12 protein-coding genes are annotated in these 12,986 nt (G+C 44.3%); 6 read left to right on the top strand and 6 right to left on the bottom strand.

Annotated elements, in window-relative coordinates:
* Positions 1-391: 391 nt before the first annotated feature.
* Positions 392-1,579, bottom strand: coding sequence for an FAD/NAD(P)-binding protein (locus CHRO_RS07530; RefSeq protein ID WP_015153602.1), 1,188 nt, complete (start codon positions 1,577-1,579; stop codon positions 392-394).
* A 192-nt stretch (positions 1,580-1,771) separates the two neighbouring features.
* Here CHRO_RS07530 and CHRO_RS07535 point away from each other — a divergent pair, with 192 nt between their 5' ends.
* Complete coding sequence (locus CHRO_RS07535) at positions 1,772-3,079, top strand: DUF58 domain-containing protein (RefSeq protein WP_015153603.1); 1,308 nt, start codon at positions 1,772-1,774, stop codon at positions 3,077-3,079.
* 43 nt (positions 3,080-3,122) lie between these two features.
* Here the strand turns inward: CHRO_RS07535 and CHRO_RS07540 are convergent, their stop codons facing one another.
* Together CHRO_RS07540 and CHRO_RS07545 are read right to left on the bottom strand one after the other, a co-directional pair.
* Positions 3,123-4,163 carry a DUF2157 domain-containing protein gene (locus CHRO_RS07540; RefSeq protein ID WP_015153604.1) on the bottom strand — a complete coding sequence of 347 codons (1,041 nt, stop codon included), beginning with the start codon at positions 4,161-4,163 and terminating at the stop codon, positions 3,123-3,125.
* Positions 4,164-4,291: 128 nt separating this feature from the next.
* Positions 4,292-5,119: a tryptophan 2,3-dioxygenase family protein gene (locus CHRO_RS07545; protein WP_015153605.1), complete on the bottom strand. Its 828-nt coding sequence runs from the start codon at positions 5,117-5,119 to the stop codon at positions 4,292-4,294.
* Between the two features lie 203 nt (positions 5,120-5,322).
* Here CHRO_RS07545 and CHRO_RS07550 point away from each other — a divergent pair, with 203 nt between their 5' ends.
* From CHRO_RS07550 to CHRO_RS07565, 4 genes are all read left to right on the top strand, one after another.
* Positions 5,323-5,643 (top strand): hypothetical protein, encoded by a 321-nt coding sequence (locus CHRO_RS07550; RefSeq protein ID WP_015153606.1) that lies wholly within the window; start codon positions 5,323-5,325, stop codon positions 5,641-5,643.
* Between the two features lie 127 nt (positions 5,644-5,770).
* Positions 5,771-7,468, top strand: a complete 1,698-nt coding sequence (locus CHRO_RS07555; protein ID WP_015153607.1) for a M14 family metallopeptidase — start codon at positions 5,771-5,773, stop codon at positions 7,466-7,468.
* A 126-nt stretch (positions 7,469-7,594) separates the two neighbouring features.
* Complete coding sequence (locus CHRO_RS07560) at positions 7,595-9,799, top strand: alkaline phosphatase family protein (RefSeq protein ID WP_015153608.1); 2,205 nt, start codon at positions 7,595-7,597, stop codon at positions 9,797-9,799.
* Between the two features lie 555 nt (positions 9,800-10,354).
* On the top strand, positions 10,355-10,609 hold the full coding sequence (locus CHRO_RS07565) for a hypothetical protein (protein WP_015153610.1): 255 nt from the start codon (positions 10,355-10,357) through the stop codon (positions 10,607-10,609).
* Between the two features lie 78 nt (positions 10,610-10,687).
* On the opposite strand, the gene ychF is transcribed toward CHRO_RS07565, so the two are convergent.
* Positions 10,688-11,779, bottom strand: coding sequence for a redox-regulated ATPase YchF (gene ychF, locus CHRO_RS07570; RefSeq protein ID WP_015153611.1), 1,092 nt, complete (start codon positions 11,777-11,779; stop codon positions 10,688-10,690).
* A 138-nt stretch (positions 11,780-11,917) separates the two neighbouring features.
* Between ychF and CHRO_RS07575 the strand changes: the two genes are divergently transcribed.
* Positions 11,918-12,262 carry a hypothetical protein gene (locus tag CHRO_RS07575; protein WP_051033189.1) on the top strand — a complete coding sequence of 115 codons (345 nt, stop codon included), beginning with the start codon at positions 11,918-11,920 and terminating at the stop codon, positions 12,260-12,262.
* Positions 12,263-12,275: 13 nt separating this feature from the next.
* Here CHRO_RS07575 and CHRO_RS07580 read toward each other — a convergent pair whose 3' ends face one another.
* Together CHRO_RS07580 and CHRO_RS07585 are read right to left on the bottom strand one after the other, a co-directional pair.
* Positions 12,276-12,485 (bottom strand): hypothetical protein, encoded by a 210-nt coding sequence (locus CHRO_RS07580; protein ID WP_015153613.1) that lies wholly within the window; start codon positions 12,483-12,485, stop codon positions 12,276-12,278.
* 192 nt (positions 12,486-12,677) lie between these two features.
* Positions 12,678-12,968 (bottom strand): WGxxGxxG family protein, encoded by a 291-nt coding sequence (locus CHRO_RS07585; RefSeq protein ID WP_015153614.1) that lies wholly within the window; start codon positions 12,966-12,968, stop codon positions 12,678-12,680.
* Positions 12,969-12,986 lie beyond the last annotated feature (18 nt).

Below are 12,986 nucleotides of genomic sequence, written 5' to 3' on the forward strand. Positions count from 1 at the left end.
GCGTTGCGTACCCTTCGGGAAGGCTTCGCCAACAGAATGACATCCATGATTTTTTGATTCCTGCAGCAGGTTTATTCTTTTGAACTCATTCCTAAGATAGATGTTCAAAAATCAGTCGAGAACATCTTTTGGGTTCGTCGAGCGGCGAAGTGATTCTGTCTTTTTATAAGTGTTTAAATATTATCAAAAAATAACTTTTGTAAAAAATGACTTCAGGTAACTAAAATAACAATATTTTGCACGCTACGACTGTATTATAAGATGCACAAAATATAGGTTTCAGTTGCGGTGTTAGCTATAGCTATTGCCATATTTTTTGTAGTCGCGTGCAGGGTATTATTAAGAGTAAACAATTCCAGTCTGGTAACTGCCACCTTTGCCAACAGTGAAGCTACAAAGCAGACGCGATCCTTTCACTTGCCATTCTTGCACCTGATAAGTTTCTAGCAGTTGGTCCTACTTGTAATGCCGCTAAACCGCCCATCATGTATAATTCGCATCCCGACCAGCGCAAGCAGGGATCGAGAACGGGTAAACCTCTAGCTATAGTTAGAGGAAAGGTATTGAGCATGTCTGACAGCAGAGGTTCGGCAGTCACGTCAAGTGTCGTCCCTGTTGCGACCCAAATGCGATCGCATTCATTCTCTTCCCCATTATGGCAATGCACTAACCAACTATTCCCTTGCCATACTGCTTTGACGACTTGGCATTGTTCTTGAATTTGCAAGCGATCGCACCGCATGAGCCGCCGCAACTGTAGCATCATTGCTGGCGTGAGGGAACCCCCATTTCTAGCTTGTTGAATCAAATACCAACGCTTTTCCCAGTCCGGTTCTGCCCAAAAATCTTTGAGATATTTCGGTCCCAGCCACCCTGGTTCGGCATCAAATAATTTCTCTTGTAAGTTGCGCCTTGCCATCAACACGACTTTAGCACCACGGGCGATCGCACCTACAGCTAAATGCCCGCTAGTTAATCCACCACCAATAATTAATATGCGTTCTCCAGCTAAGTTCAATTTTCGCAAATCCACTTGTTGAGAGTGACATAACCGTTCTGGCGGATAAGGAGACTGAATTTGACTCACCCACTCAGGTGTGTGAATTTGACTGCTACCCTTGGCGAATACTACCCTACGGGCAACAACCGTGCGATCGTCTGCTAGCCACAAGCGAAACCGAGGACGCAACCGATGTTGTAAGGGTTCGATCCGCAAAACCTTTGCTTTGAAAACTGGTGGCAAATCCAAACGGCGAATTAAATCGGTACAAAAATCTTGAAATAATTGCGTTCCTGGCAGATCGTAAGGGGCAAATAATTCCTGGGGACGACATGCGGCAAATTTTCGCAAGGCGTATGGGTTGGGATCGGGATGGTGGACGGCAGGAGAACGTAAATGAGGGATCTCAAAAGCCGCAAATTGTTGCTGCCACTGCTGCAACCACATTCCACTTGGATCGAAAACAGCAAACCTGTGCCGCAGCTTTTTCCGCTTTTGCAGCAAGTAGGCAATAAACGTGAGAGCGTGGGGACCAGCGCCAATGATGGCAATATCGGTATTGGAAGCTTCTGCAAGCATGACAATCGTGCTAGACAATACTTAAAAATGATAATCATTCTTATTCAAGATAGCATCGGGAGTCAAAAGTCAGAAGTTAAAAGTTAAAAGTCAAAAATAATCCTGACTCCCGTACAGACGTTGCCTGCAACGTCTCTACACCGACTCCCGCAACTGAGAGTAAATTGGTATGATGCCTTTATCTATCTCCCTATGATTCCTACCAGAAGAGTTTATTTGTTGCTGTTGTTGGGAATAGCAATCGCACCCCTATTAGCCACAATTTGGAACGTACCGCGCAGTATCTTGGTGATGCTGCTGTTTGATGCTGTTATCTTAGGGCTGACGATCGCCGATAGCCTAATGGTACGCCGTCATCGCGTCCAAGTCGAGCGATCTCTGCCTGCTAGACTCTCCATCGGACGGGATAATTCGGTGGTTTTGACAGTGCGATCGCTGAAAAAATCAGCTCAAATTCAGATTTGCGATTATTACCCAATGCAGTTTGCTGTTTCTGCAACTACGCTGACTGCTGCGCTTGCACCCAACAGCACGACAGAATTAACTTATACAATTCACCCTAACCAACGGGGAGAATTTGCCTGGGGAGATCTGCAAGTGAGACAATTGGGTGCTTGGGGATTAGGTTGGGATAACTGGAAAATTCCTCAAAGTCAGAAAGTCAAGGTTTATCCTGACTTGGTAGGATTGCGATCGCTCTCCATTCGTCTGACGCTACAATCGGCTGGTTCAATTCGCAAGCTGCGCCAACGGGGAATCGGAACGGAATTTGCCGAACTTAAAGATTATGGTACGGGTGACGATTTGCGGTTGATTGACTGGAAAGCTACGGCACGTCGCAACCGTCCTTTGGTGCGAGTTTTGGAGCCAGAACACGAACAAACCCTGATTATTCTATTGGATAAAGGACGCTTGATGACGGCTCAAGTATCGGGTTTAAAGCGATTTGATTGGGGTTTAAACGCAACTTTGGCTTTAGCACTAGCGGGAATTCATCGCGGCGATCGCGTGGGTGTGGGAGTATTTGATAAGCAAATGCAGACTTGGATACCACCGGAACGAGGACAAAATCAATTAAACCAACTGATCGATCGCCTGACACCAATTCAACCCGTATTACTCGAATCTGACTATATTGGTGCTGTCACGAGTATTATCAAACAACAAACTCGCAGAGCCTTGGTAGTATTAATTACAGACATTGTTGATATAACCGCTTCTGCCGAATTATTAGCTGCATTAGGAAGACTGACACCCCGTTATTTACCTTTTTGCGTTACGTTACGCGATCGGCAAGTGGATCGTTTAGCTCATACTTCTACGAATGAAGTGAATCCGACTTATGCCCGTGCTGTGGCTTTAGATTTATTATCTCAGCGTCAAGTTGCCTTTGCTGGTTTGAAACAAAAAGGGGTTTTGGTATTAGATGCACCAGCCGATTTGATTTCCGAACAGTTGGTAGAGCGGTATTTGCAGCTCAAGGCAAGGAATCAATTGTAGTTGCTAATTGGTAATCGATCATTGGTAAGGATATTGTTATGTCCTAATCTCGCGGCAATAATTGCCGCAATTCTTGTGGGAGACAGCGATCGAAGAAATGCTCAATGACTCTACTATGGCGTTGATATAGCACACCTAGATAAATAATAGATATTCCTAAAACAGTGAGTGCGAACGGAAATAGTAGGGCATCTTTAAACACTGTATAAGCCAGGTGACTTAAATATCCAAAGACTCCTATAGCTCCGAATATCATAAAAACTCTGCGTTTCAACAACACCGATAACAAAATCAATCCCAAATTAATTAGACAATAAATAAATTTTTGCCATTCATTGCTATCTCTCATCAAAGTCATACCAAACCAGAAGGCAAGTAAGCCAAATAAATACAACCAAAAAGCAAAATCTCCATCGCGCCTGCGGGTGCGAAGATCGACTAAATACGCAACGATAATACACGCAATTCCAAACCATAGAGAAACCAAAAGTCTTTGTTCCCAGGTAAATTCATTTTTACCAAATAGCAATGGCGTTAAATCCATCGACATAAAATATAGTGAAAAAGCAATCGGCGCAGTCAAAAATGGAAATCGGACAAACTTGAGCGCGATTAAACCTGAAATAACAGTCCCCAATTCCATCAAAAACCAACTGCCTTTAATCCAAATATAGTAATCTCGATATACACCTGGATCGCCTTGAATCCAAAATCCCGTCCATCTTTGTAGTCCGTAAATTGCTAGAGGAGTCATGCAAACTGCGATCGCAAATAGCAATCCCCCAGGAACTTTCATGTTTTGGCGAAAGTACAAAGTTTTGCCTGCCATTACAAAACAAAACGCATAAATACTAGCTAATAGGAAGATTCCGCCGCCACCAAACGATTCCCATGCTAAATTCATAAACCAACTCATGGCAGAGATGACAACCAAAGCCCCAAAATAGAAAGCTACGTTGGCAAAATTAAATTGGGGGCGATGGTCGCTCCGGTGAGATAATGCTTGCCATAGCGCGTCTGCTTGCGCCTCAGTAATTAAGCCTTGGGAAGCTGCCCAATGCAAATCTTCTTTGTAAATTTTCATACTCGAAACTATAGGAGCGTTTACTCAATCATGAGAGGTAGTTTCGAGAAGATATACGGTTGTTGTGCCACTATTAAAGGTGCTTATTTTTACATATATTTTTGTAGGATACGTTATTTAACGTACCCTTAGCTCAACCCTGGAAACAATGGCGCTTCTTCCCTGTGATATTTCGCTAAATAATCTTTAAAAGACGTACCCCCAGTCCCGACTTCTACTCCAACAATTTTAAGTTGTTGAATTGCCAAGCCTAAATGTCCTTGATGAAATTGAGTCTGACATTTATCGTAGGCTTGCAAAAAGGTGAGAACTGCATTGGCATCAGGATAAGTGCGTAAATGGGCAACTTTCTCAGCTTGCGTGTCACCTATAGCACGACTTATGAGGAAATCGTAATAATGTGCTAAGTTATGTTCTTTATAATGCTCGAACCATTGAGTAATGCGATCGCCATATTTGCGATCGAATTCAGTCTCGGCAATATGTAACTTACCTTCAGAATCTTTAGTCCCACCTACCCAATATTTTCTCACTCCGCTCATAATTTCTAACTGCCGAAATTGAACTGATTGAAAGCCACTTGTAGGACCAATGCTAGTCCGAAATTCGACAAATGCTCGCATAGTGTTGAGAATCGGCATGGTAGTATTAACAACCTCATACAGTCGCAATACTCTTTGAAAGAAATAACACACTTCGCTAGTAGCACTAATAACTAAATCCGTATCTAATGCCTTTGATAAAGCATCTAACACCCGTTCCATGTCAATAATCATTTGATGGAAAGCAAGTTCGCAGATTTGATGTATGGAAATAAACAAATCTTCATCTTTTGAAGCAGTTAGAGTTTTTTTACAACTAATTAGCGCTTCAATGTTGTGATAATTCCAATAATGATTTTTGCTGATATCCAAACTAGGATCGAGAGGAGGTAGAGGTTGATAAGATTCAGACATAGTAGTACAAACGTTACACATAACGCCTATACATTATATTGACAAGAATTGCGATCGCACGATAGGAATTGTGGGGCGATCGCTATATCATCCATTTGGTGGTCAACAAATGTTGACTTATAGTAGTAATCTGAGAAATATAGACTGTTAGTATTACGGTTACACCCAAAGTTAGATTGATGCTGCTTTGAGAGGTCAATAGTATGGATAGATTGCAGCAACTGCTTCGGAACTCGTTCATTCGCCTAGAAGGCTTACTGTATCAGATATTTGGATTTTTCCGCCAAATTTTTAATCTCTTTTATCAACGCTTACTGGTTTTGCTGCAAGCGCTAGGATTTTCAAATTCTAGTTATTACGTAGAAGGCGATCGCCAAAATAATATAGAATCGGCAGCAGAGCGGCAAATAACTGAAGTCAAATCAGAAAAAATCGAACCCAGCTTCACGCCTAATCGTCGTCCCGATCCGCAGATGGAATATTACCGCAAACTGGCTGGACAAGTAAATCCGACGAAAAAATAGGAGTTCGGGGTTAGTGAAAGGAAAACGGGGACAAGGAAGACAAGGAAGACAAGGGAGACAAGGAGGTTATTCTAGTCACCAGCCACTAGCCACTAGCCACTAGCCACTAGCCACTTGATAACTGAAAATGCCAGAAGTCCGGTTCGATAAGTACTATCGCTATGCAGATTTGACCGAGATTGTCCGCGCATACGCCCGAGAATTTCCGCAATTTTTACGCCTGCAAAGCATTGGTAAAAGCTATGAAGGCAGAGATATTTGGCTATTAACAGTTACCAATTTCGCGACGGGCGACGATGTAGATAAGCCTGCTTTGTGGATAGATGGTAACATTCACGCTACCGAACTCGCGCCTTCAAGTGCTTGCTTATATTTACTGCAAACATTGGTGACTGGCTACGGTACTCAACCTGAGATCGCCCGTTGCTTGGATACTCGCGTATTTTATATCTGTCCTCGCGTCAACCCTGATGGTGCTGAGTTGGCTTTGGCAAACAAACCAAAGTTTATTCGTTCTAGCACTCGTCCTTATCCTCACCAGGGAGAACGAGAAGATGGGCTAGTGATGACAGATATGGACGGAGATGGGCGAATTCTACAAATGAGAATACTAGATCCGAATGGTGCTTGGAAAGTTTGCCCAACTGAACCGCGTTTATTAATTCCACGGGAACCGACAGAAACGGGCGGACAATATTATCGCATCCTCCCAGAGGGAGAAATTGAAAACTACAACGGTATCCAGATTGACATTCCACCACCGAAAGAAGGACTTGACTTAAACCGCAATTTCCCTAGTGGATGGCGACAAGAGCAAGAGCAAATGGGAGCTGGACCCTATCCTGCCTCAGAAGCAGAAGTGCGATCGCTAGTTGATTTTATTACGAGTCATCTCAATATTACAGGGGCGATCGCCTTTCATACTTTTAGTGGTGTTATCCTGCGCCCCTACAGCCATCAAAGCGACGACGAGTTACCTACTAAAGATTTGCGCGTTTATCAACGCATCGGTGATAAAGCCACAGAAATCACTCAATACCCTGCTGTCTCAGTCTTTCACGAATTTCGCTACGATCCCAAAGACTTTATTACAGGTGCATTTGACGATTGGGCTTACGAACATCAAGGGGTATTTGCCTGGACGGTAGAAATTTGGAGTCCGCAGCGTCAAGCCGGAATTAAAGAGTATAAATTCATCGACTGGTACAGGGAACACCCCTTTGAAGATGACTTAACCATGCTGCGTTGGAGCGATGAAGTTTTAGGTGGTAAGGGTTATATCGATTGGTATCCCTTCGAGCATCCTCAACTCGGTCAAGTCGAACTAGGAGGCTGGGATGCAATGTATGCCTGGTCAAATCCTCCCCCGCAGTTTTTGGAAAAAGAGCTTGCGCGTTTTCCCGAGTGGTTGGTATGGCACTTGTTAATCTCACCTCAGTTGGAAATCTATGAGGCGAGTATCAGTCACTTAGGCGGTTCTAACTACCGCATCCGCTTTGCCGTTCAAAATACAGGTTGGCTACCTACCTACGTTACCGAAAGAGCAATGGATAAAAAACTGGTACGGGGTTGTCTATGTGCAATCGAGCTACCAGAAGGGGCAAAATTGGTAACGGGTAAATTGCGAGAAGATGTAGGACAACTCGAAGGACGCGCCTACCAACCTTCTGCACCCCTAAGAAGACAAGCCGATTCCACAAGCGATCGCGCTTTAGTTGAATGGGTAGTATACGCGCCTGATGATGGTACGGTATTCAAATTAACTGCTCGTCACGATCGCGCCGGAGTCGTCAACTGTCAGTTATCAGCGATCGGTGACCAGTGACCAACCAACTACCAATTACCAACTACCGATAACTCTCCCATATTCTGTTCTTAAAGTCATGACGGTATGCTCCGATTATTCCTATCTTGCAGCGTAGGATTAAGACTTTCATAGAGGATCAGAAATATGGGGTTGAGAGTTCCGTTCAGTTGCAGTCTAGCTTCGCTCAAACGTTTTATCCCGATTGTTATTGTGACTTTCGGATTAACTTTTATATTTCACTCCTTTGCTGCAACTCCAGCTGTTAACAAACCTCATCCCAAGATCGTCCTGATTTCTTTAGATGGCGCAACACCACCGTTACTCGATCGCTACTTCGCAACTGGTGTATTGGACAAACGTAAGGGATTGGGATTTTTGCAAAGTCAAGGACTTGTTGCAAAACAAAATCAAACTATTACCCCATCTCTAACAGCACCAGCCCATATTGCGATCGGTACTGGTTCTACGGCTGCTCGTAACGATATTAATGCTAATAGCTTTCACCTCGTCGCCAGTCCTTTCAAACAAAATATCAGCGGTTTTGCGGCTCCAATTGGCGGCTACTCGGTGGGAATTGATGGACCTCTGGACGACCATACCCAAACTGCTGAATCTCTCTGGATTGCGCTGCGAAACAACGGTAAGAAAGTCGTTGCAGCTACCTTTCCCGGTGCAGATGGACTCGATATCAAAATTCCTGGTTTAGCAGACAGTCCGATCGTTCAACCAGCTAGCGATCGCACGGTAGATTATACCGTACCGTTTGGCGCATTTGGCGGCGTAGGAGCTAGGGGCTTTAGCTTTACAGCAGCAGATTTTAGCGACGCTGCTAGCGAGATTATTCAGCAACTCACAACCGCAGGCAGATCGTCTTTTAGCCGCGTCAAAGTAACGACTCTCGAAACCATCCCCGCAAGCGGTTCGGGTAGCTTGACGGGTGGCGGCGGTTCCTATAACCTGCAAGTAGCAGCGATCGATACGAGCAACGATAAAGCGGTTAACTACGATACTTTAATTATTTTTGATGCCGATCGCGGTATCCAACCTAGAGCATCTCAACCCCCTGCTACTGGTTCCGCCTACCTTAAAGCCAGCGATCGCACCTCCAGTTTATTTTACTTTGAAGGTAGTACAAATAAAGTCGGTACGAGTTTCTACGTGACTCAACTCGCCTCCGACCTTTCCCAGGTGCGGTTAGCGCGTTATTCTGCTAACTATATTCCTTGCAACCAAGCAGTTTTGGCGGATGTGGACGATGCAAATAACAATGTTGGGTTCTGGGTTCCTCAGCCCGACTTCCGCATCCCCGAAAGAATCAGTTCAGGCTTTGATGATTTTCCCGATTTAGAACTAGAAGCAATTTATCAAGATCAAGTCCGTACTTTTGTAGATTACCAAACGCGGATTGCTTTACGGGCGATCGCCCAAAATCCCGACGCAGATCTCGTACTGACATATATTGAACAACCCGATGGTTCGGGACACCAATTTCTAATTACCGATCCTCGCCAAGCGACTGATTTTCGCGATCCAAACTCAATTGCCAATAACCAAGACCGAGAAAAAATCGAGCGATATCAAAAGTATCTGCGATCGGCTTATCGAGCAGCAAATACAGCCGTGCAGCAAATTATTGAGGCGGTTGGGACAAATAAGCGCGGTAGACCGAATAGTAATATTATCGTAGTTTCCGACCACGGTTTTGCCCCGTTCCACACCGCAGTTAGCCTCAACAACTACCTCAGCAGCTTGGGATTTGATAATACAAAAGTACGAGCAATTACCTCGGGTCCAGCGGTGAACATTTACATCAATTTGCAGGGACGAGAACCGGATGGCACTGTGAGCAAAGCAGAATATGTCACGCTGCAACAACAGTTGGTTAATGCTTTAGCCAAATTTACCGATACTAATCCAAACTATACTGCGGGAAGCAAATCTGTAGCGATCTTCGATAAGATCTACGCTCGTCCCATACCCAACGATCCGAGCGATCGCAACTTTGGCTTAGATACAAGTGAGTTTATCGGTCAAGACAGCGGAGATGTTTTTGCAATTATGCGACTGGGGTACAATTTTGACGGCACTCAAACCCCAGTGGTACAACGTTTGGGCGATCCGGCTTCAGAGACTCCATTGCTATCAGTCCCCAACTTCTACGGCGCTCATGGCTACGATCCAGAATTACCAGAAATGAGCGCAATTTTTTATGCTGCTGGACCAGATATTGGTACTGGGACAATTAAGCGAGTGCGTAATATCGATATTGCTCCTACGATCCTGCGAATTTTGGGCGTGCAACCCGCGCCCACTGTGGAAGGCGATCCGGTCAATCTAGGTCGGGCGTAAAGTCTTACGCAGATCCCCCAACTGGGTTAAAAAGTGGCATTTATTTCCCCCCTTTTGAAGGGGGGCTAGGGAGGATCTCTCTTGTCGCAGTCAAACAATAAAATGACATTCGTTAGCAATTCCGTTCGCTCCAGACTTGGCAAAACATTAAGAATATCTTAAGAATAAAAATAAATTCCCGAAATATGCTGCTATGCTTATTCGCTAATTATTCAGCAGTAGATCGTTCTGGGATTTAATCTTGGATAGAATTCTGTCAATTTGAATACAAAAACTAGCTGAATTACGACCTAACAGAGGAAAACCAATGCAAGATAGCGTTTCCCTAGTGGATGGCAGATTTATCGGTTACGTATTTGCCAATTGCATATTTCTCGATCGCTCGCAGCTAATTTACTTATATTCGCAAAATTCACTCAAAACTTAAAAATTATAAGTAAGTGTGATGTATCGATTTACCTAAGTGCGATCGCAACTTTAACGACAGTTAACCATAGTTTAGATCGCTAAAATTCTGAATGTTTTTGCCGTTTACTTAATCCATGAGGAGTTTTTATGTCTAGACGTATGTGCTGGTTATCTCAAGCCCAAGAGGGAGAAAAAATCTTACACTTACAACTCTCGCCCGACGAGCCTTGGAAGCCATATACTGCTTTTCGCCAATTCGCCGTACCAGACTATCCTATTCCAGGTGGTTCTAAGGGTTGGGCAACCTACCAAAAGTTATTAAAAGCAGGTTGGACTTTAGTGCATAGCTCCCGCGCTCAAGAATTTACCCTTAAGGATACCAGTGTCGTCAAAAACTCATAACTCCTAAAAGGATTTTGTCAGAGGAGTTAGGAGTCATTCTAGTTTTCTGCCTCCTGTCTCCTGGCTCCTTCTAAAACACTACACGTTAAACCGAAACAGCATCACGTCCCCTTCCTTGACGATGTATTCTTTTCCTTCACTACGGACTAAGCCTTTCTCTTTGGCTCCATTCATCGAGCCATTGGCTACTAAATCGTCGTAAGCCACCGTTTCAGCGCGAATAAAACCGCGCTCAAAATCAGAGTGAATGACTCCAGCAGCTTGCGGTGCTACCATTCCTGCGGTAATTGTCCAAGCACGAGTTTCTTTTGGACCTGTAGTAAAGTAGGTACGCAAACCGAGTAATTCATAGGTAGCGCGAATTAAAGATTTTAAGCCGCCTTCTTCTACCCCTAATGTGGCAAGAAATTCGGCTCGTTCTTCTTCGGGGATCTCGACTAATTCCGATTCCACTTGTGCTGAAACTATAACCACCTGTGCTTTATCAGAGGCTGCAAACTGTCTGACTTTTTCCACCCATTGGTTTCCAGTTGACAGATCGTCCTCCGATACATTTGCGGCATAAATGACTGGTTTAGCTGTGAGCAATCCCAACCCTTTAATTAAAACAGCTTCTTCATCAGTTAGACTAACTTGACGCGCTGGTTTACCTAGATTGAGAGCTTCTGTCAGTTTATCTAACACAGTTAATTCTAGCTGAGCTTCTTTGCTGGTTCGAGCTAGCTTGCGGGCGCGATCGCTTCTACGTTCGATTTGAGCTAAATCTGCTAAACCCAGTTCTAAATTAATCACCTCAATGTCTCGCACCGGATCGACAGAACCAGCGACGTGAATGATATCGTCATTCTCGAAACAACGCACGACATGAACGATGGCATCAACTTCGCGGATGTGGGACAGAAATTGATTGCCTAGTCCTTCTCCCTGACTTGCACCTTCGACCAAACCCGCAATATCGACAAACTCAACCCGCGTAGGCACGATTTGCGCGGAGTTAGAAATTTCGGCAAGCACCTTTAATCGTTCGTCTGGTACGGCAACCACGCCCACATTTGGTTCAATTGTACAAAAAGGAAAATTAGCTGCTTCCGCTTTGGCATTGGCAACTAAAGCATTAAACAATGTAGATTTGCCGACATTAGGCAGTCCGACAATTCCGGCTCTGAGCATGGCTGTGTAACGATCGCTTATTCCTTTGTCAGGATAACAAAATCTCAGAGGGATATATGAAACTTAATTTCACAAAATTCACGGAGGTTTTTACTACAGGTGAATTCTATCCTGAGAAAACTATCTAGGTTAACGTTTGTGTTGCAGAATCAGACTTCTATTTTACTTATTGCTGCTAGCTTGTGCTTACCAGTTATTGGTGCGATCGCTCCAGCCGCCAGAGCCGATATCCGCGATTTTACGCTGCACAATGAAACCAGCGTCAATATTCAGGAACTACATATATCTAATTCTGGCGCTGACAAGTGGGGAGTAAATCTTTTGGATAAAGATATTCTACTTCCAGATGAATCGGCGGACATAGTTTTTGAAGACAACTCCACCTCATGCCTTTACGACATCCGTGCTATTACTGATGATGGTGAAATAGACAAGCGCCAAGTTAATCTTTGCGAAACTGTATATTTCTCAGTCAAGGAATAGCATTTGCTGCTAGTTACACCGGTTCGGGAATTGGTTGTGGAATTGGTGCGGGGACAGGTTGGGGAATTGGTGCGGGTACGGGTTCTGGTGCTGGCGATGGAATTGGCTGCGGTACTGGACTCGGTACGGGTTCCGGTGCTGGTGAGGGAGTTGGTTCTGGAGTCGGTTGAGGTAGGGGACTTGGTGTCGGATCGGGAATTTGTGGCTCGGGAATATAAATCATAGATGGGTGAAAGTAAATACAATACTCATCTAAGCTAAAGAGCGATCGCCACTTCTGACATCTCCCGAAATGCCTACACCTAGATACTGAAAAAACTAGGCAACTTGCTTGTATGGCAGTCACAAAAATTGCCTAGTTATTCATTTTCCCTCAGACATTATTTAGATCTCCATTTGTGGAAAATCAGAAAGATTATTCTCTATAAGTTGTGCTACCTACAGTTCGATCGGGGTCGCGATATGCTGTAGGTTCTTTTTTCTTTCTTCCAGCTAGTCCGAGTAACCCAGCTAGACCGAGTAAGCCAAGCCAACCCCAGTTACTATCATCATCGCGATCGTCTACGTCATCGTCAACAACTGTAGGTTGAGTCGTTGTTGTTCCAGAGTCTGGGGTGGTGGTAGTTTGCGCAGATACAGGTAGTGCTGTCAAGCTGAAGGCGAGAACTCCAGCACTAATTATTTTAGAAAGAGCAGCAATTTTCATGGTTATGTTTTCTAGTTG

The sequence above is a fragment of the Chroococcidiopsis thermalis PCC 7203 genome (assembly GCF_000317125.1).
Taxonomy (GTDB): Bacteria; Cyanobacteriota; Cyanobacteriia; order Cyanobacteriales; family Chroococcidiopsidaceae; genus Chroococcidiopsis; species Chroococcidiopsis thermalis.

What these genes read in the sequence shown, in the direction of transcription:
- CHRO_RS07530 (WP_015153602.1), bottom strand. Translation starts at nt 1,579, where the DNA reads ATGCTTGCAGAAGCTTCCAATACCGATATTGCCATCATTGGCGCTGGT.
- CHRO_RS07535 (WP_015153603.1), top strand. Translation starts at nt 1,772, where the DNA reads ATGATTCCTACCAGAAGAGTTTATTTGTTGCTGTTGTTGGGAATAGCA.
- CHRO_RS07540 (WP_015153604.1), bottom strand. Translation starts at nt 4,163, where the DNA reads ATGAAAATTTACAAAGAAGATTTGCATTGGGCAGCTTCCCAAGGCTTA.
- CHRO_RS07545 (WP_015153605.1), bottom strand. Translation starts at nt 5,119, where the DNA reads ATGTCTGAATCTTATCAACCTCTACCTCCTCTCGATCCTAGTTTGGAT.
- CHRO_RS07550 (WP_015153606.1), top strand. Translation starts at nt 5,323, where the DNA reads ATGGATAGATTGCAGCAACTGCTTCGGAACTCGTTCATTCGCCTAGAA.
- CHRO_RS07555 (WP_015153607.1), top strand. Translation starts at nt 5,771, where the DNA reads ATGCCAGAAGTCCGGTTCGATAAGTACTATCGCTATGCAGATTTGACC.
- CHRO_RS07560 (WP_015153608.1), top strand. Translation starts at nt 7,595, where the DNA reads ATGGGGTTGAGAGTTCCGTTCAGTTGCAGTCTAGCTTCGCTCAAACGT.
- CHRO_RS07565 (WP_015153610.1), top strand. Translation starts at nt 10,355, where the DNA reads ATGTCTAGACGTATGTGCTGGTTATCTCAAGCCCAAGAGGGAGAAAAA.
- ychF (WP_015153611.1), bottom strand. Translation starts at nt 11,779, where the DNA reads ATGCTCAGAGCCGGAATTGTCGGACTGCCTAATGTCGGCAAATCTACA.
- CHRO_RS07580 (WP_015153613.1), bottom strand. Translation starts at nt 12,485, where the DNA reads ATGATTTATATTCCCGAGCCACAAATTCCCGATCCGACACCAAGTCCC.
- CHRO_RS07585 (WP_015153614.1), bottom strand. Translation starts at nt 12,968, where the DNA reads ATGAAAATTGCTGCTCTTTCTAAAATAATTAGTGCTGGAGTTCTCGCC.